This window comes from Diaphorobacter nitroreducens, from assembly GCF_002214645.1.
GTDB lineage: Bacteria > Pseudomonadota > Gammaproteobacteria > Burkholderiales > Burkholderiaceae_C > Diaphorobacter > Diaphorobacter nitroreducens.
Window position 1 is genome coordinate 2692375 of record NZ_CP016278.1, and the last position, 26518, is coordinate 2718892.

Genomic DNA, 26518 nt, shown 5'->3' on the forward strand with positions numbered 1-26518 from the left:
GTATGGCGCGTCCAAGGCCACTTCCACAATCGGTGCGATCTTGCCCCATACCGCAACGAGGACCCTTGCATGGAACGAATCTGGCTCAAGAACTACCCCGCTGGCGTGCCGCACGACGTGGATGCCGATGCCTACCCCTCGGTGGCGCAGATGCTGGAGGAGTCCTTCCACCGCCACGCCGACAGCCCATTCTCGGTGTGCATGGACCGGTGGATGAGCTACCGCGAACTCGACCGCCTGTCGGCCCGGCTCGGCGCGTGGCTGCAGGGCCAGGGTCTCACACCCGGTGCGCGCGTGGCCATCATGCTGCCCAATGTGCCGCAGTTCGCGGTGACCATGGCCGCCGTGCTGCGCGCGGGCTACACGTGCGTGAACGTGAACCCGCTGTACACCGCGCGCGAGCTGGAGCACCAGCTCAAGGACTCGGGCGCCACGGCCATCGTCATCCTGGAGAACTTCGCGCACACGCTGGCCGAGGTGATCGACCACACGGCCGTGCAGCATGTGGTGATCGCCTCCATGGGCGACCTGCTGGGCGCCTGGTACGGACGCTGGATCACCTTTGCCGTGCGCCACTTGGCCAAGATGGTGCCCGCGTACGAGCTGCCCCTGACGGGCGGGCGCGAAGTGATCAGTTTCAAGCGCGCGCTGGCCCTGGGCGAGCGGCGCACGCTGACCCCGGCGCGCGTCGCGCCCGACACGCCGGCCTTCCTGCAGTACACGGGCGGCACCACGGGCCTGTCCAAAGGCGCAGTGCTCACCCAGCGCAACATCGTCGCCGCGACGCTGCAGGCCGAGGCCTGGTTCACCCCCGCGCTGGGCAAGATCGGCGACCTGAGCCGCGCCAACAGCATTGCCGCGCTGCCGCTGTACCACATCTTCGCGCTCACGCTGTGCCTGCTGGCCATCCGCCAGGGCTCACGCCTGACGCTGATCCCGAACCCGCGGGACATCCCCAAGTTCGTGGAGGTGCTGAAGAAGCGCCCCTTCCACATGCTGCCCGCCGTGAACACGCTGTTCAACGCACTGCTGCAGAACCCGCAGTTCCGCCATCTGGATTTCTCGCAGCTGTGCGTGGCGCAGGCCGGCGGCATGGCCGCGACCGAGGCCACGGCCCAGCAGTGGAAGGCCGTGACGGGCGCCACCATGATCGAAGGCTGGGGCATGAGCGAGACCTGCGCCATCGGCACCAACAACCCGGTGAACAGCACTGCCTTCAGCGGCAGCATCGGCCTGCCGCTGCCGGGCATCGACATCGCCATCAAGGACGACGCAGGCGCGAGCCTGCCCATCGGCTCGGCGGGCGAAATCTGCATCAAGGGCCCCAACGTGATGCCCGGCTACTACAACCAGCCCGAGGAAAATGCCAAGGCCTTCACGCCCGACGGCTTCATGCGCACGGGCGACATCGGCGTGATGGACGAGGAGGGCTACACCCGCATCATCGACCGCAAGAAGGACATGATCCTGGTGAGCGGCTTCAACGTCTTCCCCAACGAACTGGAGCAGGTGGTGGCCCTGTGCCCGGGCGTGCTGGAATGCGCCGCCGTGGGCGTGGCCGACGACAAGCAGGGCGAGGCCATCAAGGTGTTCGTGGTGCGCAGCGACCCCTCGCTGACCGAGGACGACGTGGTGCGCTACTGCCATGAACACCTGACCGGCTACAAGCGGCCAAAATACATCGAATTCCGCGACGAACTGCCCAAGACCAACGTGGGCAAGATCCTGCGACGGGAGCTGCGCGACGGCAAGTGATGCCGCGCTCCGGTTACTCCAATTTTCATAGCTGATGCCGCTTATTCCACTTGCCCTACCGCCGGAAATCATTGTCATCGAGCGCGGCTGGCTGTCGGCCAACAACGTGCTGCTGTTGGGGCGCGACTGCACGGCGCTGGTGGACAGCGGCTACTGCGCCCACGCGCCGCAAACCGTGGCGCTGGTGGAGTCGGCGCTGGACGGGCGTGTGCTGGACCAGTTGCTCAATACCCACCTGCACAGCGACCATTGCGGCGGCAATGCCGCGCTGCAGGCGCGCTGGCCGCAGCTTGCCACCCGCATCCCCCCGGGGCAGTGGGCACAGGTGCAGGACTGGGACCCGGTGGCGCTGAGCTACGTGCCCACCGGCCAGGAGTGCCCGCGCTTTCGTGCCGACGGAGTGTTGCCCCCCGGCACCGAGGTGCAGCTGGGCGACCGCGCGTGGCAGGTGCACGCAGCCCCGGGGCATGACACCCATGCCGTGGTGCTGTTCGAGCCGCACGCCCGCGTGCTGATCTCGGGCGACGCGCTCTGGGAGAACGGCTTCGGCGTGGTGTTCCCCGAACTGGACGGCGAGCAGGCTTTTGCCGAGGTGGGCGCCACGCTGGACCTGATCGAGCGGCTGGATCCGCTCACCGTGATCCCCGGCCACGGCAGCGTGTTTGGCGACGTGCCCGCCGCGCTGGCGCGGGCGCGGCGCCGGCTGGCGGGTTTCGAGGCCGACCCGGTCAAACACGCACGCCACGCGGCCAAGGTGCTGCTCAAGTACAAGCTGCTGGAATGGCAGCAGGCGCCGCTGGCGCAAGTGCATGCCTGGTTGGCGGCCACACCGTACTTCGGCCTGCTGCACCAGCGACACTTTGCGCAGCAGACCGCATCCGTCTGGGCCGAGCAGCTGATGCAGGAACTGGTGGACGCCGGCGCTGCCCGGCGCGAGGGCGGCGCGCTGCTCAACGCCTGATCGCCCTGCCGCCGTGTGCCATCCGGCAGCGGGATATGCGCCAGCATTGGCCGAATGCTTGCCGCGTTGGGCGGGACTTCGCGCGCCCAACCGTGTGTTTGTTGCCAAACCACCACAAAACACCACTGCTGCTGACGTTTCCGCCACTGTGGGCGAGGCATTTTTGCACTTATTGACGCAAACGAGATTGATTCGCAACAATAATCCCTAGCGAATAATTCCAACCTCTCGTTTCCAGCAATGCCCTCCTCCTCCCCTCTCAAGAAACCCAAGAGCCTGCGCATGGCCGCAGCCCTGCTGCCGCTGAGCGCCATCGCCCAGGTGCAGCCCACACCCGCCCCCGTCACCACGCTGCCCACGGTGACGGTGCAGGAGCAGGCCATTGATCCCAACCCCAACGCCGAGGTCGGCGCGCCCTACAAGGCCAAGACCTCCGCCGACACGCGCCACACCCGCCCGCTGGCCGAGACGCCGCAGACCATCCAAGTGGTCACCGGCGAGGCCATCCGCGACTCCGGCGCCACCGACCTCAAGCAGATCCTGGCCGCGCAGCCCGGCATCACCCTGGGCACGGGCGAAAACGGCAACGCCTTTGGCGACCGCTACATCATCCGCGGCCAGGAGGCGCGCTCGGACGTGTTCGTGGACGGCCTGCGCGACCCCGGCATGACCACGCGCGAGAGCTTCGCCATCGAGCAGGTGGAAGTCACCAAGGGCCCCAACTCCAGCTTCGCGGGCCGCGGCTCGGCGGGCGGCGCGGTGAACGCCGTGACCAAGCAGGCCACGCTGGACTATGACTTCACGCGCGTGTCCGCCGGCGTGGGCACCGACAGCCACCACCGCGTGACGCTGGACATGAACAAGGGCTTCACCGACAAGTTCGCCCTGCGCGCCAACGCCCTGACCTCGGGCGAGGACGTGCCGGGCCGCAGCCCCTCGCAGCGCCGCCGCGACGGCCTGGCCCTGTCGGGACTGTGGGAGCTGAACCAGGACCTGTCCGTCACGCTGGACTACTACGGCCTGCGCGCCAAGGACAAGCATCCCGACCTGGGCGGCTACCTCGTGGGCACGGTGCCCAACCGCCGCCCCGCCACGGGCGTGCCGGTGTATGCGCAGAACAGCGACTTCCTGAATTCCGACGTGGACACGGTCACCGCGCGCATCGCCTACCGCTTTGCGCCCGACCTCAAACTCACCAGCCTGACGCGCTACGGCCAGTCGGACAACCGCTACGCCACCACCGGCGCGTCGTTCAACGCCACCGCCCAGCGCCCCGCCATCGACAACGGCCACACCGGCTGGCAGGACGTGAAGTACTTCGCCCACCAGGACAACCTGCGCTGGGACAAGGAGATCGGCGGCCTCAAGCATGAGTTCAATTTCGGCTTCGAGTACACCAACCACCGCGTCAAATCCGGCAACTACCGTGTCACCTCCGCCGGCACACCCAATTGCCGCACCAACGCCACGGCCACCGGCAACAACGGTTTCTGCCTGACCGATGCGAACGGCGCTCCGCTGCCCAACCTGGGCGATCTGGCCGACCGCAGCTACACCCGCAACGCCATGGGCCGCGACTGGCACGTGAAGACGTTCGCGCTATCGGTCATGGATACGGTGGACCTGACGGACCAATGGACGCTTTTCGGCGGCCTGCGCGCCGACCACACCGACCTGAGCCTGTCCACCTTCAACGCCACCACTGGCGCGCAAACCGGCGACTATGGCTACAACGACACGCTGCTCAACGGCCACCTGGGCGTGAGCTACAAGATCAACCCCCTGGGCATGGTCTATGCCAGCTACGGCACCGCGCAGGACATCAACGGCGGCGAATCCGACGTGGGTACCAGTGCCGGCTATGGCGGCCTGGTCGTGGACAGGACCGGCAACGCCAACGCCAAGCCGGAGACTTCGCAAAACCTCGAGGTCGGCACCAAGTGGAACCTGCTGGACGACAAGCTGCTGCTCACCGCCGCGGCCTTTCGCACCACCAAGAAGGACGTGATGGAAGCGGCGCCGACCAGCACCGGCTATGACTCCGCCGGCATGTTCAACACCGGCAAGAACCGCGTGCACGGCATCGAGTTCGGGCTGGCGGGCAACGTGACCAAGCAACTGCAGATGCAGGCCGGCATGGCCTTCATGAAATCCAAGGTGCTGGGTTCGGTGAACCCGGCCAACATCGGCAACCCGCTGTCCAACTTCGCCGACCGCTCCTTCACCGTACAGGGCAAGTACCAGCTCACGCGCGACTTCTCCTTCGGCGCCGTGGCGCGCTACGAGAGCAGCCGCTGCGGCGGCCAGCCCGACACCGGCGCCGGCTACACCAACGGCATGTGCTCGCAGCCGGTGCCCTCGTTCAGCGTGTACGACCTGTTCGCGTCCTACCGCATCAACAAGCACGCCGACCTGCGCCTGAACGTGCTGAACGTGACCGACAAGGACTACTACACCGCCGTGTACCGCTCGGGCGCCTTCCTGTACAAGGGCGACGGCCGCGCAGTGCGCCTGACGCTGAACCTGGACTTGTAATCAAATAGGCTGCTAGCGCTTGATGGACAAGCGCTAGCAGCTATCAAATTTGATGACACCACATATTCCCGCAGGCGTCTGGAACGCCATCGACTACGAACGGCTCGCGCCCCAGCACATGGACGCGGGCCGTCTTGCCTATGTGGCCGGCGGCTGCGGCTGGGACCGCACGGTGGCCGCCAACTGCGCCGCCTTCGCCGCCTGGGCCATCGTGCCGCGCCTGCTGCGCGACGTGCGCGGCGGCCACACGCGGCTCACGCTGGGTGGGCTGGACCTGCCCCACCCGCTGCTGCTGGCCCCGGTGGCGCACCAGCGCCTGGCCCACTCCGAGGCAGAAGTCGCCACCGCCCGCGCCGCCCAGGCCACGGGCACCTGCCTGGTGGCCAGCACGCTGTCGTCGTGCACGCTGGAGGCAATCGCGGGTGCCGCCGGCCCCGCGCGCTGGTTCCAGCTGTACCTGCAGCCCGAGCGAGAACACACGCTCGCCCTTCTGCGCCGCGCCGAGGCCGCGGGCTACCGCGCCATCGTGCTCACGCTGGACGCCAGCATCCAGCTGGCCAGCCGCAGCGCGCTGCAGGCGGGTTTTGTGATGCCCGCCGACTGCACGCCCGCCAACCTGGCGGCCTACCCACCGCCCGCGCCGCCCGTACTGGGCGCGGACGACAGCCGCATCTTCCAGGGCGCCATGCGCCACGCCCCTACCTGGGACGACCTGCGCTGGCTGCTGGGCGAGACCCGCCTGCCTGTGTGGATCAAGGGCGTCATGCACTCCGACGACGCCCGCGCGCTGCAGGCGGCGGGTGCGGCCGGCCTCATCGTCTCCAACCACGGCGGGCGCAGCCTGGACGGCGCGCCCGCGTCCCTGCATCGCCTGCCCGCCGTGCGCGCCGCCGTGGGCGAGGGCTACCCCGTGCTGCTGGACGGCGGCGTGCGCAGCGGCGCCGACGCCTTCAAGGCCCTGGCACTGGGCGCCGACGCCGTGCTCATCGGCCGCCTGCAGATGTACGCACTGGCTGTGGCAGGCGCCCTGGGCGTGGCCCACATGCTGCAGCTGCTGACCGAGGAGCTGCACGCCTGCATGGCCCAGGCCGGCTGTGCCCAGCTCTGCGACATCACCCCCAATTGCCTCACACCGCAACCACCATGCTGATCTCCATCGACCAGGTCCTCTCCAAGACGGAGGTGCGCGACCTCCGCGCCCAACTGGACGCCGCCGCCTGGGACGACGGCGCCGCCACCGCCGGCACGCTGGCCAAGAGCGTCAAGCGCAACCAGCAGATCAACGACGGCAGCGAACTCTGCCAGCGCCTGGGCCAGCACATCCTGCGCCGGCTGAGCAGCACGCCGCTGTTCATCAGCGCCGCGCTGCCGCGCACCATCTACCCGCCGAAGTTCAACCGCTACGCCGACGGCGGCACCTACGGCGCGCACGTGGACAGCGCGCTCATGTTCCTGCCCGGCAGCCACCAGCAGATGCGCACCGACCTGTCGGCCACGCTGTTCCTGGCCGAGCCCGAGGAATACGACGGCGGCGAGCTGGAGGTGGAGGGCCCCTTCGGCGTGCAGGCCGTGAAGCTGGCCGCCGGCGACATGGTGCTGTACCCCTCCAGCAGCCTGCACCGCGTCACGCCCGTCACGCGCGGGGCGCGCGTGGCATCGTTCTTCTGGATCGAGAGCCTGGTGCAGGACGAGGGCGAGCGCACGCTGCTGTTCGACCTGGACCAGTCCATCCAGCAACTCACGCCGCTGGTGGCGCCCGACGACCCGCGCCTGGTACAGCTCACGGGCGTGTACCACAACCTGCTGCGCCGCTGGGCCAGGCCCTGAGCACACCGGCGAACGATCACCGCAACCCATTCCTTCCGGCAAGAAAGAGAGCCCCGCATGACATCCTGGATCCCGCACATCGCCGCCCTGGCGCTCGCCGTCTCGGCCAGCAGCGCCTTCGCCCACGGCAAGGTCACCTGCCCCGAGCATCCCCCCGCCGAATGGCGACCGCACACCGAGCTGGAGCAGAAGCTGGTGAAGGAAGGCTGGACCGTGCGCCGCATGGAAAAGACCGAAACCTGCTACGAGGTCTACGGCAAAGACCCGCAGGGCAAGCGCGTGGAAGCCTTCTTCGACCCCAAGACGCTTGAGCGCGTTCAAGACTGACGGTGCGCGCGCCACCGGCGCACCGCTGCGCGTGTGGGACCGGCCCGTGCGCCTGCTGCACTGGGGCCTGGCCGCGTGCGTGGCCATGGCCTGGTGGAGCAGCGACGACACCGGTCCGCTGCACGAGCGCGTGGGCTACGTGGCCCTGGCCCTGCTGGCCGCGCGCGTGGCGTGGGGATTCTGCGGCAGCCGCTATGCGCGTTTCGCCCAGTTCGTGCGCACGCCGGCGGCCACGCTGGCCTATGCGCGCCTGGCGCTGGCGGGCCATGCGCCGCGCTACCTCGGCCACAACCCGCTGGGCGCCTGGATGGTGCTGGCACTGCTGGCGATCATGGCGTTGCTGGGCTTCACCGGCTGGCTCTACACCACCGACCGGTTCTGGGGCTATGGCTGGCTGGCCCGCCTGCACCAGTCCCTGGGCTGGGCCCTGCTGGCCTGCGTGGCCCTGCATGTGGGCGGTGTGCTATGGACCTGCCTGCAGCACCGCGAGAACCTGGTGCGCGCCATGGTCACCGGCCGCAAGGCGCCGCCGCGGGGTGACGATGTGGCATGAAAAATGGCTCCAGCGCTTACCCTGCAAGCGCTGAAAGCTCCTTCTTATATAGCGCAGCAGGCCCTCAAGGCAGATTCAAGGCAGATCCTTGTTCGGCTCCGGCGCGCGCGCGTCGCGCGGGCCCACGGTGCCCAGCCGGCTCTTGAGCGACTGCGGCTGGCCGGTGAGGATGGCGGCGTAGTTCACCGTGTTGGCCAGCACCTTCTTCACATAGTCGCGCGTCTCGCTGAAGGGCACGTTCTCGGCCCAGATGGCCGCGTCCAGCACCGGGCCGTTGCGCCAGTTGCGCGGGCGGCCCGGACCGGCGTTGTAGGCTGCCGCCGCCAGGGGCATGGAACCGTCGAAGTCGTCCAGCGCCAGCTTCAGATAGGCGGTGCCGATGGTGATGTTGGTGTCGCGGTCGTAGAGCTGCTGGGGGGAGAAGCCCTCCAGGCCGATCTTGCGCGCCGTCCAGCGCGCGGTGGCGGGCATCACCTGCATCAGGCCCGACGCGCCCACGCCCGAGCGGGCATCCATGATGAAGCGGCTTTCCTGGCGGATCAGGCCATAGACATAGGCCGGGTCCAGCCCGATGCCCCGCGCGCGCTCCACCACGGCGGAGCGGAACGGCATCGGAAAGCGCTGCGCCGCGTCGATCACGCCCTTGGTGCGCTCGCTGGTGTTGATGCAGCGGTCCCACACCTCGCGCTGGCAGGCGAAGTCGGCCGCCGCCAGCAGCTCGCGCTCGCCCATGCCGCCAGGGGTGTGCAGGTTGGTGGTGTAGTTCCACTCGCGCACGCCTTCGCTGCGCAGGCCCATCAGGATGGCGTACAGCGCACGGTTCAGGCCGGGGTTGGCGCGCGCGGTGGCTTTTTCTTCCTCGGTCAGCGGTGCGGGCGCCGGGGGCGGCGTGACGCGCTCGCCCAGTTCCTCCAGCGCCAGCTGTTCATAAAAACCCGTGGTGCCGGCGATGCGCGCATACAGCTGGCGCGCAGCCGCGCGATCCTCGTCGCCGGGGCGGTTGGCCATGAGGGCGCGCGCCTTCCAGTACGTCCAGACGCTTTCCTGGCGCGCCGCGGGGCTCATGGCATCGATGCTGCGGCCCACCAGCTTCCATTGCCCGGCCCGCAGCGCGGCGCGCGTGCGCCAGGCCAGCATGTCGTCGGTCAGGTCGGCGTCACGGCCCACGTTGGCGTAGTAGCTGAGCGCATCGGGCGACAGCGCCGTGGCGGCCTGCTTGCCGATCAGGCCCCAGAGCCAGTTGCGCTCCTCGGCCGACAGGTGCGGCCCCCATTTGCTGTCCAGCAGGCTGGCGGCGTTGGCGACATCGCTCATGGCCATGCGGGTCAGCGCCAGCACCACCAGTTCCTGGCGCTCCTTGCCACGCGCCGTGGCGCGGCCCGTGAGGTACTTGGTGGGCGAATCCAGCGCCTCGCGCAGTTGCGGCAGCGCATCGGGCGCGACGATTTCCACCGCCTTGCGCACCACGCGCAGGCGGTTGGCCTCTGCGCCCAGACGCGCCTTGCGCCACACGTCCAGGGGCTTGATTTTCTTGGCGGCCAGCATCTCGGCGGCGGCACTGGAGCAGCCGTCGTCCAGCTCGCGCAGCGCATACCAGTGGCGCAGCATCTCGGCGCCGGCACTCTCGGCGGCAGTACCCTTGATCTGCTCGATCGCGAGCGCGTAGCAATGCACCTCGCGGTCATCGCCCATGCGGAACTGCGGGTGAAATTCTGCGAACTGGTCCCAGTCGCGGCGTTGGCCCAGCAGCAGCAGCCAGTCGTTGCGCAGGCGGTCTTCCTGGTAGGTGCCAGCCCAGCGCTGCAGGAAGGCGGTCACTTCGGAGGGTTGGGCCTCCTCCAGCCGCGCACGCAGTTCCCAGTACGCGGCCCAGGGCTCCAGGGCATGGCCGCGCGCGGCCGGCAGCAGCGCGGCAAGCCGCTGCTTGTCGCCCTTGCGAAAGGCCTTTTGCATCTCCAGAACGGTGTCATCGCCGCGGTTTTGCGCCCCGGCCCACGGCGCGGCGGTGGCCAGCGCAGCGCCGGCGATCAGCGGTGTCAGAATCTTCATCCAAAGCATTGGGGGATTATGTGATGGACAAAGCAGCCCTGCGCCGCGCATTGGTAGAACAGCGCCTGAATCTGCCGGACCGCCTGCAGCGCGCCGACCAGTTGCAACGCGTGATGCGCATCTGGCTGGTGGACCGCCCGGACACCATCATCGGCGCCTACTGGCCGATCAAGGGTGAGTTCGATCCGCTGCCCGCGCTGCACCGCTGGAAGGAAGATGGCGAGTTGCTGGACGAGCCCCAGCTGCGCCGCATCGGCCTGCCCGTGGTGGACAAGGTGCACAAGACGCTCACCTTCCACGCCTGGTATCCCGGCTGCCCCATGGAGGAAGACGCCTACGGCATCCCCAAGCCCAAGGACACCGAGCTCATCCACCCCACGCTGCTGTTCGTGCCCTGCGTGGGCTACGGCCCGGGCGGCTACCGCCTGGGCTACGGCGGGGGCTTCTACGACCGCACGCTGGCGACGCTGCAGCCCCGCCCCGCCACCGTGGGCCTGGGGTTCACCCACGGCTACCTGGACGACTTCGAGCCCGAGGCACACGATCTGCCGCTGGACGCCATACTCAACGACAACGGCGTGGTCTGGCCGGTTTGACGCTTCAAAAACAAGAGCGGTTTACGCTTGGCATACGGTGCTTTCAAGCAAATAACGAGCTCAAACCCTGTGATTACGGGCGCGAGCAGCTCTTTTTAACGTAGCACCACAGCATCAAGGAACCCCTCCATGCTCCAGCTCTACATTGGCAACAAGAACTACTCCTCCTGGTCCATGCGCCCCTGGGTGCTGCTGCGCCAGGCCGGCATCGCGTTCGAGGAAGTGCCCGTGCGCTTTGACAGCTTCGATGCCAATTCGCAGTTCAAGCGCCAGCTCAAGGCCGTCACCCCCGTGGCCAAGGTGCCCGTGCTGGTGGATGGGGACATCACCGTCTGGGACAGCCTGGCCATCGCCGAATACCTGGCCGAGCAGTACCCCGACAAGCATCTGTGGCCCCAGGACAAGGCCGCGCGCGCCCGCGCCCGCAGCGTGGTGGCCGAGATGCACAGTGGCTTCGGCGCGCTGCGCAGCCACTGCGGCATGAACATCGAGGCCCGCCTGCCCGAAGTGGGCGAGATCGTGTGGCGAGACCAGCCCGCCGTGCGCGCCGACGTGCAGCGCCTGGTGGACATGTGGAGCGAGCTGCTGGACCAGCACGGCGGCCCCATGCTGTTCGGCCAATTCAGCATTGCCGACGCGTTCTATGCGCCGGTGTGCATGCGTCTGGCCACCTTTGCCCTGCCCGTGCCTGAACACATCACCGCCTATGTGCAGCGCGTGCAGCAGTTGCCGGGCGTGAAGGCCTGGATCGACGGCGCACTGGCCGAGCAGGACTTCGTGCCGTTCGACGAGCCCTACCGCGCGCGGCGCGGCTAGCCCGCCGGCGCGGTGCCATGAAACTGCACATCCTGTCTGACCTGCACCTGGGCGTGCAGGGCATGGAGCACCCGCGCACCGACGCGGATGTGGTGATCCTCGCGGGCGACATTGCCCGCCCCGCGGCCGCCGTGGCCTGGGCGCAGGGCTTCGCCAAGCCGGTGCTGTACGTGCCGGGCAACCACGAGTTCTACGGCTCCAGCCTGCAGGACACCGCGCAAGAGCTGCGCCGTCTGTGCGAGGGCAGCCCCGTGCACCTGCTGGACAACCGGAGCCTGGTGCTGCAGGGCGTGCGCTTCATCGGCAGCACGCTGTGGAGCGACTTCCGCGTGGCCGGCGATGGCGCCGCCCGCACCGAGGCCATGGCCCAGGCCCAGCAGTTCATGCGCGACTTCAGCCGCATACGCGCGGGTGGTGAAGACGGCGGGGCGCTCTTCACGCCCCAGCATGCGGCCGAACTGTTCGACGCCAACGCCCGCTGGCTGGCGCGCGAACTCGCCCAGCCCTTTGCCGGCCCCACCGTGGTCGTCACCCACCACGCGCCTTCGCCACACAGCATCCACCCGCGCTTTGCGGGCTCGCCCATCAACGCCGCCTTCGTGTCCGACGCACAGGCCCTGGTCGAGGGCAGCGGCGCGCGGCTATGGGTGCATGGGCACACGCACGACAGCTTCGACTACAGGCTGCACGGCACACGCGTGCTGTGCAACCCGCGCGGCTATGCCAAGGATGGGCAGGTGGAGAACGCGCGGTTCAACCCCCACCTGGTTGTAGAGGTGGCGTAACCACCAGTCAGGCCAACGCGCCGAAAGGCCTGCACCACGGCCGACGACACCCACCCACCTGCGTGCCCGCGTTCCGCTGGCCGAGGGCACCATGGCTTTTCACCTGGACAAGCCTGTGGGTTGCGCCTGCAAACCGGCCGCGGTCGCACCGCTGCAAGCGGCGGCCGTGGACGCCGGCATCGACGAGGACGATCCGCGCTGCGAAGAATGCGTCGGCTACTACCACCTGCGCCCTGCCTCGTCCAGCGGGGCGGCAGTCCTGGCGATGACGTGCGGACAGCGGCCGATTCCAGGTTGAATACACTGCCCCCATGCAGATTTACATGGTGGGCGGCGCCGTGCGCGACCGGCTGTTGGGCCGCCCCGTCAATGACCACGACTGGGTCGTCGTCGGCGCCACGCCCGACGACATGGTGGCACGCGGCTACCTGCCCGTGGGGCGCGACTTCCCCGTCTTCCTCCACCCCGAGACGCGCGAGGAATACGCGCTGGCGCGCACCGAGCGCAAGAGCGGGCGCGGCTACCGCGGCTTCGTGGTGCAGACGTCGCCCGACGTGACACTGGAAGAAGACCTGTCACGGCGCGACCTTACTATCAATGCAATAGCTGCCAGCGCTGACTGGACGGGCGCTGAAGACCTGTTCGACCCTTATGGCGGCGCGCGCGACCTGCAGGCGCGGGTACTGCGCCATGTGACCGACTCCTTCCGCGAGGACCCGGTGCGCATCCTGCGCGTGGCGCGCTTTGCGGCGCGTTTCACCGACTTCACCGTAGCGCCCGAGACGATGCAGCTCATGCGCGAGATGGTGCACGACGGCGAGGCCGACCACCTGGTGCCCGAGCGCGTGTGGCAGGAGCTGGCGCGCGGGCTCATGGAGCCGCAGCCCTCGCGCATGTTCGACGTGCTGCGCGACTGTGGCGCGCTGGCCGTGGTGCTGCCCGAGGTCGAGCGCCTGTGGGGCGTACCCCAGCGCCCCGAGTACCACCCCGAGGTGGACACCGGTGTGCACCTGATGATGGTGCTGGACATGGCAGCTCATTTGCAGGCCCCGCTCGCCGTGCGCTTCGCCTGCCTCACGCACGACTTGGGAAAAGGCACCACGCCGCACGACGTGCTGCCGCGCCATATCGGCCATGAGCAGCGCAGCGCGCGGCTGCTCAAGGCCGTGTGCGAACGCTTGCGCGTACCGGTGGAATGCCGCGAACTGGCCGACGTGGTGGCGCGCGAGCACGGCAACATCCACCGCAGCGGCGACCTGGGCGCGGCCGCGCTGGTGCGCCTGCTGGAGCGCTGCGACGCCATCCGCAAACCCGCGCGGCTGGACGAGATCCTGCTGGCCTGTGAATGCGATGCGCGCGGACGCCTGGGTTTTACCGATCGGCCCTACCCGCAGCGCGCGCGCATCAACGCCGCGCTCGCGGCCGTGCAGTCGGTCACCACCAGCAGCGTGGCTGTGCACGCTGCGCAACTGGGCCTGAGCGGCCCCAAGGTGGGCGACATGATTCACGCCGCCCGCGTACAGGCCGTGGCCGACTGGCTTCATGCCACCGCGCAGCCTGCCCCAGAGCCTCAGGGCAACGCTGGCTGAGCACCTGTGGTGCCTGGCCCTGGTGAGGATTCCCGGTGAGGATTGACTGCGGATACGCAGCAACAGCCATCCGTATGGCGAATCGTCAGCACCGCGGCCCCACAACAGGCGCGAGCGCCACGCGAGGGTTGGTTCCGCAGCGCCTTACACCGACTGCACCCAGCGCGCGATATCGGCCGCACCCAGCGCACCAGAGATGCGCGCTGCCTCCTGTCCGCCGCGAAACAGGATCATCGTCGGGATGCTGCGGATGCCGTAGCGCGCCGCGATCGCGGGGTGCGCCTCGGTATCCAGCTTGGCCAGCCGCATGCGCGGCTCCAACTCGCGCGCAGCCTGCGCGAAGGCTGGCGCCATCTGGCGGCAGGGGCCGCACCACGGCGCCCAGAAGTCCACCACCACCGGCAGATGGCTGCGCGCTACGTGCCGGTCGAAGCTGGCCGCATCCAGCGCCAGCGGTTCGCCCGTGAACAGCGGCCGGTGGCAACTGCCGCAGTCGGGCGCACTGCCCAGTTGCGCGGCCTGCACGCGGTTGGTGGTGTGGCAGTGGGGGCAGACGACGTGCAGTGCTTCGGGGGAGCTCATGGAGGACCTCGCGGGGGTTGGCGAAACCAGGCAATTGCGGGTAAGGGGTCAGGTTTTCAATGCCTACGGCCCTGCGGGTAACCGGCCTACAGTGGCCGCGCACGTGCAGGGTTAAGGTTGCGGGCGATGCCCACGCCGCCTCTGCCGACTTCCCGCCACGCCCTGTTCCTCGACTTCGACGGCACGCTGGCCGACATTGCCGCACAGCCGCATGCCGTGCAGCTGCCACCCGGCGTGGTGGACTGCCTGCAAGCACTGCATGTGCGGCTGGAGGGGGCGCTGGCCATCGTCACCGGCCGCACCATGGCCGATATCGACCATTTTTTGGACCCACTGCGCCTGCCCGTGGCCTGCGAGCATGGCGCGCAGTACCGCCTGGGCAACGGGCGCAGCGGCGGCCTGCCGGCGCTGCCACTGCAGCCGCTGCTGGCCGCGCTGCGCCCGCTGATGGCGCAGCACCCCGAGCTGCTGCTGGAGGCCAAGAGCGCCGGCCTGGCGCTGCACTACCGGCAGGCGCCGCAACTGCAGGCGCTGTGCCTGCAGGCGATCACACAGGCGCTGCGCGATGTGCCGGGCGCCGAGTTGCTGCACGGCAAGTTCGTGTACGAGGTCAAGCCCGTGGGGCCGGACAAAGGCCGTGCGATCACGGACTTCATGCGCCTGGCTCCCTTCGCCGGGCGCGCGCCGCTGTTCGTGGGTGACGATGTGACGGACGAAGCCGGCTTTGCCGCCGCGCAGTCGCTGGGGGGCCTGGGCATCAAGGTGGGCGAAGGCGCCACGCGCGCCCACGCGCGGCTGGCCACGCCCGCCGCCGTGCGCCAGTGGCTGCAGCACGCCGTGGGCGAGGAGATCACATGACGAGCAAAGCACCTCACGTGGGCGCCACCGCCATGGCCGCACCGTCGCTGGCGCTGGGAATGATCGGCAATTGCACCATCAGCGCGCTGGTGGATGCGCGCGCCTGCATCGTCTGGAGCTGCATGCCACGCTTTGACGGCGACCCGGTGTTCAATGCGCTGGTCCAGCCCGGCCCCGATGGCAGCCGCTTCGCCATCGAGCTGGAGGACTTCGCCAGCAGCGAGCAGTGGTACGAGCCCAATACCGCCGTGCTGCGCACGCACCTGACCGACGCGCATGGCAATTGCCTGGAGGTGACCGACTTCTGCCCGCGCTTCTTCGCACGTTCTCGCGCCTTCCGCCCCGTGATGCTGGTGCGCCGCGTGCGACCGGTGCGGGGGGCACCACGCATCCGCGTGCTGGTACAGCCGCGCTACGACTGGGGCATGGCCCAGCCCGCCCTCACGCGCGGCAGCAACCACATCCGCTATGTGGGGGGCGACTTCACGCTGCGGCTGAACACCGACGCGCCCGTGGCCTACGTGCTCTCGGGCGAGCCCTTTGTAGCAGGGCGCGAATACAACTTCCTGCTCGGCGCAGACGAAACGCTCTCCGGCGGCATTGGCGACACCGCACGCCACTATGAGCAAGAGACCGTGTCGTACTGGAAGCACTGGACCCAGCGCCTGCATCTGCCGCTGCAGTGGCAGGAGGCCGTGATCCGCTCGGCCATCACGCTGAAGATGTCGCTGTTCGAGGACACGGGCGCCATCGTCGCGGCGATGACCACGAGCATCCCCGAATCCGCGCACAGCGGCCGCAACTGGGATTACCGCTACTGCTGGCTGCGCGACGCGTTCTTCGTGGTGCGCGCGCTCAACAGCCTGTCGGAAGTGGGCACCATGGAGGACTACCTGCGCTGGCTCGGCAACATCGTGGCCAAAACCGGCAGCGGCCACATTCAGCCGCTGTACGGCATCGGGCTGGAGCACGAGCTGCCCGAATCCGTCCTGCCCCACTTGGCCGGCTACCGCGGCATGGGACCGGTGCGCGTGGGCAACCAGGCGGCGGAGCACTTCCAGCACGACGTGTACGGCAACATCGTGCTGGGCGCGGCGCAGTCCTTCCACGACCGGCGGCTGCTGCACCCCGCCGGCGCCGCGGAGTTCGAGCGCCTGGAGCGCGTGGGCGAGCTGGCCGTGCAGGTGTACGGCAAGCCCGACGCGGGCATGTGGGAGCTGCGCACGCGCGCGCGCATCCACACCTCGTCAGCCCTCATGAGCTGGGCGGCCTGCGACCGGCTGGCCAAGATCGCGCGCGCCCTGCAACTGCCCGAGCGCGCCCATTACTGGCAGCAGCATGCGCAGCGCATGCATGGCGAGATCCTGGAGCGCTCGTGGCACGCCAAGCGCCAGGTGTTTGCCGAGAGCTTTGGCGGCAGCGAGCTGGACGCCAGCGTGCTGCTGATGGCCGAGGTGGGCCTGATCCACCCCACCGACCCGCGCTTCGTGAGCACGCTGGACGCCATGGAACACACGCTGTGCGACGGCCCCTTCATGCGCCGCTACGAAGCCGCGGACGATTTCGGCAAGCCCGAGACCGCGTTCAACATCTGCACCTTCTGGCGCATCGATGCGCTGGCGCGCACTGGCCGGCGCGAGCAGGCGCAGGAGATCTTCGAGGCCATGCTGGCCGTGCGCAACCCGCTGGGGCTGCTGTCCGAAGACACCCACGCCGCCACGGGCGAGATGTGGGGCAACTTCCCTCAAACCTATTCCATGGTGGGCATCATCAATGCCGCCATGCGGCTGTCCGCCCCCTGGGACAGCGTGATCTGACCTGGAGCCTTCCTGCATGAGCCGACTCGTCGTCATCTCCAACCGCCTGGCCGACCCGCGCAAGAGCGCTGCCGGTGGCCTGGCCGTGGCCCTGGGCGACGCGCTGGCACGCACGGGCGGCCTGTGGTTCGGCTGGAGCGGCACGGTCACCGCGGACGGCACGCCCGGCGAAGGTGCGCTGCAAACACACCAGGCCGGCAACGTGACCTTGGCCACCGTGGACCTGTGCCAGGCGGACCACGCGGCCTATTACCAGGGCTACGCCAACAGCGTGCTGTGGCCGGTGCTGCACTACCGGCTGGACCTGGCCGACTTCAGCGCCAATTACAGCGAGGGCTACCGCCGCGTGAACCAGATGTTCGCGCGCAAGCTGTTGCCGCTGCTGCGCGAGGACGACGTGATCTGGGTGCACGACTACCACCTGATTCCGCTGGCGGCGGAACTGCGTGCGCTGGGTTGCCGCCAGCGCATCGGATTTTTCCTGCATGTGCCCGTTCCGCCGCCGCTCATCCTCGCAGCGCTGCCGCAACACGAGTGGCTGATGCGTTCGTTCTTTGCCTACGACCTGGTGGGCCTGCAAAGCGAGGCCGACGTCGTCCACTTCACGCGCTACATGGTCAACGAAGCACAAGCCCAGGAACTGGGCGGGCAGCGCCTGCGCGCCTTCAATGCCACCGTGCGCGTGGCGGCCTTCCCCATCGGCATCGATGTGCAGGAGTTCCAGCGCCTGGGTCGCGCACCCGATGCGGTGCAGACCTGCGAAGCCCTGCGCGCGGAGTATTCACGCCGCCAACTGTTGCTGGGCATCGACCGGCTGGACTACTCCAAGGGCATCCCGCACCGCGTGCGCGCCTTCCGCCAACTGCTGGAACGCTACCCTGAGAATGAGCACAGCGCCACCTTGGTGATGATCGCCTCGCCCTCGCGCGACGACGTGCACGCCTATGCCGACCTGCGCCAGGAGCTGGAGGGCCTGTGCGGCGCCATCAACGGCGACTATGGCGATCTGGACTGGATGCCGCTGCGCTACATCCACCGCACCGTTGCGCGCAAACGCGTGCCCGGCCTGTGCCGCGCGGCGCGTGTCGGCCTGGTCACGCCGCTGCGCGACGGCATGAACCTGGTGGCCAAGGAATACGTGGTGGCGCAAGAGCCCGAGGACCCGGGCGTGCTGGTGCTGTCGCGCTTTGCCGGCGCGGCCGAGCAGCTCAAGGAAGCTTTGCTGGTCAATCCCTACGACACCCAGGGCATGGCCGACGCGATCCAGACCGCGCTGCGCATGCCGCTGTCCGAGCGCCAGTGGCGCCATGAACGGCTCATGGAACGCATCCAGCGCCATGACGTGCACTGGTGGCGCAACAGCTTCCTGCAGGCGCTGCGCGACGAGGCTGCGCCGCCGGTCACCGCGCCGGCAGGGGCCGTGGCAGCCTCTTGAGGGTTGTCTGGGTGCACGCGTCCTGCGCGCAGTGGCCTCGCCACGCCCCAGCCTGTCAAGGCCAACCGCTGTGAGTTCAACCGGGTTGCTGCAGCAGAGCCAACGCCGCGTAGTCGCCCACCTGGGCGCCCAGCCCCGCAGGCACCAGCTCTACCCCGGCGGTCAGCGCGGGGAAGTAGCGCGCCAGTTGCGCACGCAGCAGCGGCAGCAGCAGCGCCTGGTGGTGCAGGAACACGGCACCGCCCAGGCTGATGCGCCGCAGGTCCAGCGTGGCCACCAGGTTGTACAGCAGCCGTCCCATCAGCACGCACAGCGCCTGCACTTCGGCCAGCGCGGCCGCGTCACCCACGTCCGCCGCCGCCATCAGTGCGGGCGCCTCCCGGCCCAGGCGGCGCGGCAGCGCACTGCCCGCGACGAGCGACTCCACATCGCCTTGGTTGCCGCAGCCGCACAGCGCCACGTCGCCCCCCATGTCGAGGTCGCCCACGAAGCTGTGGCCGGCATGGCCCGCGTTGCCGTTCTTGCCGCGCAGCACGCAGCCGTCCACGCACAGGCCGACGCCGATGCCGGTGCTCCAGGTCACGTAGGCGCAATCGTCCTCCCCCCGCAGCGCTCCCCACAGCCGCTCGGCCTGCAGCGCGGCCACGGCATCGTTGGCGACATGCACGCGGTCTGCGCCCAGCGCCTGCGCCAACGGCGCCTGCAGCGGCACCCGGGTCCAGTCGTTGCCCAGGCCGCGCGGCGCACCGGCGAGCCCTCCGCAGATGTTGGGATTGACCACTTCGACCATGCCCGCATGTCGCACGAATGGCCCGCAGGACGCCACGCCCACGCCCGCCAGATCCGAACGCGTGATGCCCTGCTGCGTGCAGGCGGCATCCAGCAGCCGCAGCACCTGCTGGGCCAGCGCATCCGGCGCACCGGCCTTGGCGGTAGGCTCCGCCATGCGCGTGAGCAACGCCGGCGGCCCGCTGCCGTTGGCAGGGTCCGCCAGGCACACGGCCACCTTGGTGCCGCCAATGTCCACGCCGGCATGCAGGCCCGGCGACTGGGAGGTAGGAGGTTGCTGCGGCATGGGGCCCATCATGGCGCAACCGCGGCCGCCTCGGCTGTAGGGCAAAAACGTTTATCTCAATTGATAGCTGCCCGCGCTTGTCCAGCAAGGGCTAGCGCCATAAAAGGCTCACAACCATTTGACCGCTAGGCTGAGCAGGAAGCTCAGCAGCACGGTGCTGGCCAGCGGAATGAACCAGTCGCGCCCGAAGAGGCGGAACTGAAAATCCCCCGGCAGCCGGCCCAGCCCCAGGCGGCGCAGCCAGGGGGTGAGCCCGTTGATGAGCACCAGGGCGAGGAAGACGACGAGAAGCCAGCGCAGCATGGGCCGAGTGTAGGCGCCTGCAGCCCGCGTGGCGTGCCGCTAGGGCCTGTGATGGAAGGAGTCGCGAAGCTCATGACAGCCTGCCCATCAAGGCGCGTGACGCAGTGCGTGCGCCCGCACGCACAAGGAACGCAACACCGAGGGGGCTGTCATGAGCTTCCCTTCGGGTTGCCTCGCAAAGGGGCCGTCTGCGGCGTTGCCCGCGCTGGCAAGGCACGAGCCTTGCGGCGCGCAAGCGCCTTGCATCCACCCCCTTTGCGAGGCAACGCGATCCCCTTCCCTAGTGTTCACAGGCCCTAGCGCTGCACGCCCCAGCGTCGCACCGTCAGGCGCTCCAGCGTGTGAAAGCCCAGGTTCTCCACCGCCAGGCCGATGGCGATCACCATGGCGAGGCCCGCGAAAACCTTGTCTGTGTAGAGCTCATTGCGGTTCTGGAAGATGTACCAGCCCAGGCCGCCCTGCCCCGAAGACGCGCCGAACACCAGTTCCGCCGCGATCAGCGTGCGCCAGGCGAAGGCCCAGCCGATCTTCAACCCCGACAGGATGGACGGCAGCGCCGCGGGCACCAGCAGTTGCAGCACATAGCGCAGCCCCTTCAGACCGTAGTTGCGCCCGGCCATGCGCAGCGTTTCGGGCACGCCTTGAAAGCCCGCGTAGGTGTTGAGCGCCAGCGGCCACAGCACGGAATGCACCAACACGAACACCAGGCTGCCCTGGCCCAGGCCGAACCACAGCAGCGCCAGCGGCAGCAGCGCGATCGCCGGCAGCGGGTTGAACATGGCCGTGAGCGTGGACAGCAGGTCGCGTCCCAACTGCGTGGACACGGCCAGCGTGGTGAGCACGAAGGCACAGGCGATGCCCGCGAGGTAGCCCTTGAGCAGCACGGCCAGCGACAGTGCCGTCTTGTGCAGCAGCTCGCCCGAAGCCACGCCCTGTGCGAAGGCCTGCGCGGTCTGCAGGAAGGTGGGCAGTAGCAGGTCGTTGTCCTGCCAGCGCGCAACGGCTTCCCACAGCAGCGCCAGCACGGCCAGGATCAGCGCCTTGCGCAGCGCGCCCTGCCGCCAGAGGCGACGGCCCAGCGGCAGTGGCTGCGCGGGCGCCACGCGGCCGAGCGGAGGCAGGGTGTGCAGCACTTCGGGGCGCACGGGCGGGTGCAGCGCAAAGGGCGCCGCGGGGACGGAAGAGGTTGGAAGGCTCATGGGCAGAGGTCAGGCGAAGGTGGGCGGAACAGGCGCGTGCGGGGCATCGGAAGGTGCGGCGCCGTGCACAGGCTCATCGAACAGCAGCGCATGCACCCGCTGCGCGGTGGCCTGGAAATCGGCGCCGCCCGCGCTGTGCAGACCGTATTGGTGGCAGTTGATCTCGGCACGCAGGCGCCCGGGGTGCGGCGAGAGAATGGCGATGCGACTGCCCACCACCAGCGCTTCCTCGATGGAATGGGTGACGAACACCAGCGTGAAGCGCAACTCGTCCCACAGCGCCAGCAGTTCCTCCTGCATGCGCCGGCGCGTGAGCGCATCCAGCGCCGCAAAGGGTTCGTCCATCAGCAGCACCTGGGGCTGCATGGCCAGCGCGCGGGCAATGGCGACGCGCTGCTTCATGCCGCCCGACAGCTGGTGCGGGTGCACGTCGGCAAACCGGGCCAGGCCCACCTTGTCCAGGTACAGCGCGGCGCGCTCGGCCGCCTCGGCGCGCGTGGCGCGGCGCGAGGCCAGCAGCGGAAACATCACGTTCTCGCGCACGGTCTTCCAGGGCGGCAGCTGGTCGAACTCTTGGAACACCACCACGCGGTCGGGCCCCGGCGCGGTGACCGCCTGGCCCTGCAGGCGCACGACACCCTCGGCGGGCGCGATGAACCCGGCAATGGACTTGAGCAGCGTGGACTTGCCGCAGCCCGACGCGCCCAGCAGCACATAGCGCTCGCCCGCATGCACGTCGAAGGAGACTTGGTGCGTGGCACGCACCACGCGCTCGTGTGTGCGGTAGTCGAGGCTCACGCCCTGCACCTGCAACAGCGGTGCAGGTACTGCTGAGGCCGCACTGACTGGGTGGCTGGCCGGATGGACTGCTGGCTGATGGCCTGGGCTGGCGCCGGGCGGGCCGCCCCAGGCGGTCGCGCCGCTCGCTTCGCCCTGGAATGCGGTGCGCATCAGTTGCCTCCTGCAATGCGCGGATCGTCGAAGAAGTAGTCCTTCAGCGCCACGGGCTGGTGCTTGAGCGCGCCCACGCGGTGCAGAAACTGCCCCAGCCCCAGCGTGTTCTGCGGGCGGATCTGGAACTGCACCTCGGGGTTCTTCAGCACCTGCAGCAGCAGCTGCCGGTCGGTGTTGCCGCCGTGGGTGCGCAGGTAGATGTCGGCCGCCTGCTCGGGCTGCGCGGCAATGAAGCGCGCCGCCTCGTCCAGCGCGTCCAGCAGCGCGCGGTAGGTCTTGGGGCTGTCGTTGCGGAATTTCTCCGTGGCGTAGAGCACCGTGGCCGACGCCGGCCCGCCCAGCACGTCATAGGACTTGAGCACGATGTGCGCGGCTGGGTTGGCGGCCAGTTCCTGCTCCTGGAAGGGCGGGTTGCCGAAGTGCGCGGTGATCTCGGTGCCGCCCTTGATGATCGCCACGGCCGCGTCGGGGTGCGGCAGGGCCACCTGCAGCTTGTCCAGGCGGTTGAATGCCGGGTCGCCCCAGCGCTGGGCGGAGGCCAGCTGCAGGATGCGCGACTGCACCGACACACCCACGGCCGGCAGCGCAATGCGGTCCTGGTCGGTGAAGTCGGCAATGGTCTTGACCGCTGGGTTGTTGCTCACCAGGTAGTACGGGAAGTTGCCCAGCGACGCCACGCCTTTCACATTCTGGCGGCCGCGCGTGCGGTCCCACAGCGTGAACAGCGGGCCTACGCCCGCGCCGGCGATGTCGATGGTGCCTGCCAGCAGCGCATCGTTGATCACGGCGCCGCCCGAGAGCTTGACGAACTCGACCCGGATGTCCACACCCGCAGCCTTGCCGTGCTTTTCGATGAGCTTCTGGTCCTGCGCCACGTTCAGCAGCAGGTAGACGATGCCGAACTGCTGGGCGATGCGCAATTGCCCCTCGGCCGCCTGGGCCACACCGTGCGCGCCCAGCAGCAGGCCAGCGACCGAGCAGAGCACGGCGGCGCGGCGGGTGGCGCGACGCAGGAAACGAAGAAAAAAATGGCGCAGGGGCCCGTGCACCGGGCTGTGCGATTGCGGTGTGGGCGTCGCGGAAGGGAGGGTCGTCATAGGTTCTGTCCTTTTTCAGGCAAAAAGTGGCCCTGGCGCTTGCCCGGCAAGCGCCAACAGCTATCAATTGGTGAGTGTGCGAAGGGGCGGCGGGATCAGCGGGGCGCGTCGCCCTCTACCGTGGTGCGGTAGAGCTTGCGGCGCTCGGTGTCGGGGGTGCCGGCGGCCAGGTGCAGCACCGCGCGGTTGTCCCAGAACACGAGGTCGTGCGGCTGCCACTGGTGGCGGTAGACGAATTCGGGCCGCACGCTGGCAGCGAACAGCTCCTGCAGCAGCGCGCGGCTCTCCTCCTCCGGCAGGTCCAGGATGCGCGTGGTGAAGTGCTCACTCACGAACAGCGCCTTGCGCCCCGTCGCCGGGTGGGTGCGCACCATGGGGTGCACGGCCGGCGCCACCTCGGCGATCTGCGCGGGCGTCAGCCGGGGGCGCCAGGGGTTGCGCTGGCGCAGTTCCTCATAGCGTGCCAGGTAGCTGTGCTCCGCCCGCAGATGAGCGATGCGCTGCTGGGTCGCCTCGGGCAGCGCGTCGTAGGCGGCGTACTGGTCGGCAAACAGCGTGTCGCCACCCACATTGGGCAGCTCCTGCGCATGCAGCAGCGAGCCCAGGCTGGGCTTGTCCTTGTACGACAGGTCCGAGTGCCATAGCGAACCCGCGTCGCCCAGCCCGGTGGGTTCGCCGTTCTCGTCGCGGATGTTGGAGACCACCAGCACCTCGGGGTGGCCCTGCAGCGCGAACTTGCGCTGCACATGGATCTGCAGCGGCCCGAAGCGGCGGCTGAAGGCTACCTGCTGCGCGGGCGTGATGCGCTGGTTGCGAAAGACCAGCACCACATGCTCCCAGTGCGCGCGCAGGATGCGGTCGAAGTCCGCATCGCTCAGCGGCTGGGCCAGGTCCAGCCCGAGCACCTCGGCGCCCAACGGGGCCGGCAGGCGGCGGATCTCAAACTCTTGCGATGCCTGTGAGGGCAGGCCCGGATCGTGGGGTAAAGCGGACATCGTGACAGCTCCTGTGCAGCGGTGGGTGAAGACGTGCAGTCACTGTAGGTGTCGCTTTTTATTTCGAAAAATACTGTTTTCTTGGTTGTTTAACACCAAAACATCTATAGAAACCTCAGAGCCGGTGGCTCCGGTCACCCTGCGCAAAGCCCATGGGCCGCCACGGCGCGCCGGCCCCCACGGCCAGCACCTTGAACAGCTCGCCCATCTCGTGCTCCATCATCAACTTGGCCGCTTGGGCGCGCTGGGTCTGCGTCAACTGCTCCAGTTCGGGTAGCAGACCGCAGTTGATGAGAAAGTGCGCCTGCGTCGTGTAGCCCAGCACCTGCAACCCCGCGTCCTGCGCGGCCAGGGCCATCGCGGTGAAGTTGACGTGCGCGGTGATGTCCTTGAGGCCTACGTCCGCCAGCGGGTCGGAATCCACCTGGTGCCCGCGGTGGCACACCAGCGTGCCCATGTGCCGCTGGGGGTGGTAGTACTCGTCCTCGCCAAAGCCGTAGTCGATCAGGAAGGCCGCGCCGCGCACGAGGTGCTGGGCCAGCGTGCGCATGAAGGCCTCGCCCTGGGGGTGGATCTCGGTGAGGTAGTCGTGCGGGCCCTCGATCTCCACCGGCGGGCGCAGCGGGGTAGGACGGTCTTGCCACACAAAGCTGTTGCCCGACTCGTCCAGGGCCACGCCGCGCTCGTGCCACAGGCCCGCGCGGCGCTGCAGCAGTTGAACGGGCATGGCGTCCAGCACCTCATTGCCCACCACCACGCCCTGCATCTGATCGGGCAGACGGTCGACCCAGTGCACGCGGTCGCCCCAGGCCGCCAGCGTGGCCTGCTGGCGTGCGCGCAGGCTACCCGACAGGTCCACGATGGTGTAGCGCCGCACACGGTCGCCCAACGCGCCCAGCAACTGGGCGGCCAGCGCGCCGCTGCCGGCGCCAAACTCCCAGACCTCGTCGGTGGCGGTGGCATCCAGTGCCTCGCGCACCTGGCGGGCCAGCACGCTGCCGAAGACGGGGGACAGCTCGGGCGCGGTCACGAAGTCGCTGCCGCTGGCGGGCATGGCGCCGAACTTCGGCAGGTCGCCCGCGTAATAGCCCAGGCCCGGCGTGTACAACGCCAGCGCCATGAACCGGTCGAAGCCGATCCAGCCTCCCGCCTCGGCAATGGCCTTGGCGACATGGGTCTGCAGGGCGCTCGGTAAAATTGTGGGTTTGCTCGTCACGCGCCCGATTGTCCCCCCAATGACCTCCCCTCCCCGCCCCCGCACCGTGCTGGTGACAGGCGCCGCCCGGCGCCTGGGCCGCAGCATTGCGCTGGCGCTGGCGGCCGGGGGCTGGCAGGTGGCCGTGCATTACCGGTCTTCGCAACAGGACGCTCTTGAAACCGTAGCTGCTTGCGCAGAACTGTCGCGCGCTAGTGCCCATTTTGATGCTGATTTTGCCGATGAAGCGGCCGTGCGCGCCCTGTTGCCGCGCGTGGTGGCGCACTTCGGTGCGGTGGATGCGGTTGTCAACAGCGCCTCGCTGTTCGAACACGACACGGCCGCCAGCTTCAGCTACGCGCTGCTGGAGCAGCACCTGCGCAGCAACACCGGCGCACCCGTGCTGCTGGCGCAGGCGCTGCATGCCCATCTGGAGCAGCGCGCCGCCGCGGGCGAAGCCGACGTGCAAGGCGCGGTGGTGAACCTGCTGGACCAGAAGCTGTGGAACCAGAACCCGGACTTCCTGAGCTACACGCTCTCCAAGGCCGCGCTGGAAGCCGCCGGCACCATGCTGGCCATGGCGCTCGCGCCGCGCGTGCGCGTGGTGGGCGTGGCGCCGGGGCTCACCCTCACCAGCCATCTGCTGACGGGCGAGCGCTTTGAGCGCATGCACGCACTGAGCCCGCTGGGCCGCTCGTCCACGCCGGAAGATGTGGGCGCCGCCGTGCGTTTCGCGCTGGACAATCGCTCGCTCACCGGCACCACGCTGCTGGTGGACGGCGGCCAGCACCTGATGCGCTTCGAGCGCGACTTCTCCCTGATGTGAACCCGCACGCCCCGCCATGCACACCGCCGCCGGCACCCAGATCCTCACGCTCACCGGTTTGCGCTTCGACGCGAACCTGGGCATCCTCGCGCACGAAAAAAACGCGCCCCAGCCCATCCAGGTGGACGCCGAGCTGAACCTGGGCACCCAGCCCCTGGCGCCGCGCGACGACGACATCCAGCACGTGCTGGACTACCGCAAGGTGCGCCAGATCATCATCGACGAGTGCACGGCCGAGCATGTGAACCTGCTGGAGAGCCTGATCGGCAAGCTGGCCAACCGGCTGATGCAGCTGCCCGGCGTGCTGGGCGTGCGCGTGAAGATCGCCAAACTGGAAATTTTTGATGACTGCGAAGTCGCCATTCGCGTCGAGACAGGACAGTGGTAAA

General features: G+C 68.8%; 26 protein-coding genes and 1 pseudogene. 18 read left to right on the forward strand and 9 right to left on the reverse strand.

Annotation, left to right across the window (positions count from 1 at the left end):
* Nucleotides 1–69: 69 nt before the first annotated feature.
* The 8 genes and pseudogenes from BA022_RS12585 (at nt 70) to BA022_RS12615 (ending at nt 7958) form a co-directional block, all read left to right on the forward strand.
* Nucleotides 70–1755: an AMP-binding protein gene (locus BA022_RS12585; protein WP_088887704.1), complete on the forward strand. Its 1686-nt coding sequence runs from the start codon at nt 70–72 to the stop codon at nt 1753–1755.
* Nucleotides 1756–1789: 34 nt separating this feature from the next.
* A complete protein-coding gene (locus BA022_RS12590) occupies nt 1790–2716 on the forward strand; it encodes an MBL fold metallo-hydrolase (protein ID WP_088887705.1) in 927 nt (308 codons plus the stop codon).
* Nucleotides 2717–2998: 282 nt separating this feature from the next.
* Nucleotides 2999–3415, forward strand: a pseudogene (locus BA022_RS19665) (TonB-dependent receptor plug domain-containing protein); the annotation flags it as partial.
* Between the two features lie 156 nt (nt 3416–3571).
* Entirely contained in the window at nt 3572–5251 is a 1680-nt protein-coding gene (locus BA022_RS12595; protein WP_418236221.1) for a TonB-dependent receptor, read from the forward strand.
* Nucleotides 5252–5303: 52 nt separating this feature from the next.
* Nucleotides 5304–6401, forward strand: coding sequence for an alpha-hydroxy acid oxidase (locus BA022_RS12600; protein ID WP_041838782.1), 1098 nt, complete (start codon nt 5304–5306; stop codon nt 6399–6401).
* Nucleotides 6395–7078 (forward strand): Fe2+-dependent dioxygenase, encoded by a 684-nt coding sequence (locus BA022_RS12605; RefSeq protein ID WP_088887707.1) that lies wholly within the window; start codon nt 6395–6397, stop codon nt 7076–7078. The genes BA022_RS12600 and BA022_RS12605 overlap by 7 nt, the downstream gene beginning before the upstream one ends.
* 57 nt (nt 7079–7135) lie before the next feature.
* Nucleotides 7136–7405 (forward strand): PepSY domain-containing protein, encoded by a 270-nt coding sequence (locus BA022_RS12610; RefSeq protein ID WP_011803970.1) that lies wholly within the window; start codon nt 7136–7138, stop codon nt 7403–7405.
* On the forward strand, nt 7386–7958 hold the full coding sequence (locus BA022_RS12615) for a cytochrome b/b6 domain-containing protein (protein ID WP_088887708.1): 573 nt from the start codon (nt 7386–7388) through the stop codon (nt 7956–7958). The genes BA022_RS12610 and BA022_RS12615 overlap by 20 nt, the downstream gene beginning before the upstream one ends.
* A 75-nt stretch (nt 7959–8033) precedes the next feature.
* Here the strand turns inward: BA022_RS12615 and BA022_RS12620 are convergent, their stop codons facing one another.
* Nucleotides 8034–10016 (reverse strand): lytic transglycosylase domain-containing protein, encoded by a 1983-nt coding sequence (locus tag BA022_RS12620; protein ID WP_088887709.1) that lies wholly within the window; start codon nt 10014–10016, stop codon nt 8034–8036.
* A gap of 14 nt (nt 10017–10030) precedes the next feature.
* On the opposite strand from BA022_RS12620, the gene BA022_RS12625 reads away from it, so the two are divergent.
* The 5 genes from BA022_RS12625 (at nt 10031) to BA022_RS12645 (ending at nt 13793) form a co-directional block, all read left to right on the forward strand.
* A complete protein-coding gene (locus BA022_RS12625; RefSeq protein WP_011803967.1) occupies nt 10031–10603 on the forward strand; it encodes a 5-formyltetrahydrofolate cyclo-ligase in 573 nt (190 codons plus the stop codon).
* A gap of 129 nt (nt 10604–10732) precedes the next feature.
* A complete protein-coding gene (locus BA022_RS12630) occupies nt 10733–11419 on the forward strand; it encodes a glutathione S-transferase family protein (protein WP_047350066.1) in 687 nt (228 codons plus the stop codon).
* Nucleotides 11420–11436: 17 nt separating this feature from the next.
* Complete coding sequence (locus BA022_RS12635) at nt 11437–12204, forward strand: metallophosphoesterase (RefSeq protein ID WP_088887710.1); 768 nt, start codon at nt 11437–11439, stop codon at nt 12202–12204.
* Between the two features lie 91 nt (nt 12205–12295).
* Entirely contained in the window at nt 12296–12502 is a 207-nt protein-coding gene (locus tag BA022_RS12640) for a hypothetical protein (protein WP_088887711.1), read from the forward strand.
* A 13-nt stretch (nt 12503–12515) separates the two neighbouring features.
* Entirely contained in the window at nt 12516–13793 is a 1278-nt protein-coding gene (locus BA022_RS12645) for a multifunctional CCA addition/repair protein (protein ID WP_088887712.1), read from the forward strand.
* A gap of 144 nt (nt 13794–13937) precedes the next feature.
* Here the strand turns inward: BA022_RS12645 and trxC are convergent, their stop codons facing one another.
* Nucleotides 13938–14375 carry a thioredoxin TrxC gene (trxC, locus tag BA022_RS12650; RefSeq protein WP_011803963.1) on the reverse strand — a complete coding sequence of 146 codons (438 nt, stop codon included), beginning with the start codon at nt 14373–14375 and terminating at the stop codon, nt 13938–13940.
* 126 nt (nt 14376–14501) lie between these two features.
* Here trxC and otsB point away from each other — a divergent pair, with 126 nt between their 5' ends.
* The 3 genes from otsB to otsA are packed head-to-tail and all read left to right on the forward strand — an operon-like array spanning nt 14502 to nt 18485.
* A complete protein-coding gene (gene otsB, locus BA022_RS12655) occupies nt 14502–15233 on the forward strand; it encodes a trehalose-phosphatase (RefSeq protein ID WP_088887713.1) in 732 nt (243 codons plus the stop codon).
* Nucleotides 15230–17050 carry a glycoside hydrolase family 15 protein gene (locus BA022_RS12660; RefSeq protein WP_088887714.1) on the forward strand — a complete coding sequence of 607 codons (1821 nt, stop codon included), beginning with the start codon at nt 15230–15232 and terminating at the stop codon, nt 17048–17050. The genes otsB and BA022_RS12660 overlap by 4 nt, the downstream gene beginning before the upstream one ends.
* Nucleotides 17051–17066: 16 nt before the next feature.
* Nucleotides 17067–18485: an alpha,alpha-trehalose-phosphate synthase (UDP-forming) gene (otsA, locus tag BA022_RS12665; protein ID WP_088887715.1), complete on the forward strand. Its 1419-nt coding sequence runs from the start codon at nt 17067–17069 to the stop codon at nt 18483–18485.
* A gap of 76 nt (nt 18486–18561) precedes the next feature.
* Here otsA and BA022_RS12670 read toward each other — a convergent pair whose 3' ends face one another.
* The 7 genes from BA022_RS12670 to BA022_RS12700 all read right to left on the reverse strand — a co-directional run bounded on the left by BA022_RS12670 (nt 18562) and on the right by BA022_RS12700 (nt 25324).
* Nucleotides 18562–19572: an ROK family protein gene (locus BA022_RS12670; RefSeq protein ID WP_088887716.1), complete on the reverse strand. Its 1011-nt coding sequence runs from the start codon at nt 19570–19572 to the stop codon at nt 18562–18564.
* 96 nt (nt 19573–19668) lie between these two features.
* The gene (locus BA022_RS12675; protein WP_011803958.1) at nt 19669–19863 is read right to left on the reverse strand and encodes a DUF2905 domain-containing protein; all 195 of its coding nucleotides are present in this window, start codon (nt 19861–19863) and stop codon (nt 19669–19671) included.
* Between the two features lie 296 nt (nt 19864–20159).
* The gene (locus BA022_RS12680) at nt 20160–21062 is read right to left on the reverse strand and encodes an ABC transporter permease (protein ID WP_088887717.1); all 903 of its coding nucleotides are present in this window, start codon (nt 21060–21062) and stop codon (nt 20160–20162) included.
* Nucleotides 21063–21071: 9 nt separating this feature from the next.
* Complete coding sequence (locus tag BA022_RS12685; protein ID WP_088887718.1) at nt 21072–22013, reverse strand: ABC transporter ATP-binding protein; 942 nt, start codon at nt 22011–22013, stop codon at nt 21072–21074.
* Nucleotides 22013–23113, reverse strand: coding sequence for an ABC transporter substrate-binding protein (locus BA022_RS12690; protein WP_228403600.1), 1101 nt, complete (start codon nt 23111–23113; stop codon nt 22013–22015). Before BA022_RS12690 ends, BA022_RS12685 begins: the two co-directional genes overlap by 1 nt.
* A gap of 95 nt (nt 23114–23208) precedes the next feature.
* Nucleotides 23209–24108 (reverse strand): TauD/TfdA dioxygenase family protein, encoded by a 900-nt coding sequence (locus tag BA022_RS12695; protein WP_088887719.1) that lies wholly within the window; start codon nt 24106–24108, stop codon nt 23209–23211.
* A 115-nt stretch (nt 24109–24223) separates the two neighbouring features.
* Nucleotides 24224–25324, reverse strand: coding sequence for a class I SAM-dependent methyltransferase (locus tag BA022_RS12700; RefSeq protein ID WP_418236089.1), 1101 nt, complete (start codon nt 25322–25324; stop codon nt 24224–24226).
* Nucleotides 25325–25343: 19 nt separating this feature from the next.
* On the opposite strand from BA022_RS12700, the gene BA022_RS12705 reads away from it, so the two are divergent.
* Both BA022_RS12705 and BA022_RS12710 read left to right on the forward strand, forming a co-directional pair.
* Nucleotides 25344–26129 (forward strand): SDR family oxidoreductase, encoded by a 786-nt coding sequence (locus BA022_RS12705; RefSeq protein WP_088887720.1) that lies wholly within the window; start codon nt 25344–25346, stop codon nt 26127–26129.
* Nucleotides 26130–26145: 16 nt separating this feature from the next.
* Nucleotides 26146–26517 (forward strand): dihydroneopterin aldolase, encoded by a 372-nt coding sequence (locus BA022_RS12710; protein WP_011803955.1) that lies wholly within the window; start codon nt 26146–26148, stop codon nt 26515–26517.
* The last annotated feature ends 1 nt before the right edge of the window (nt 26518 follow it).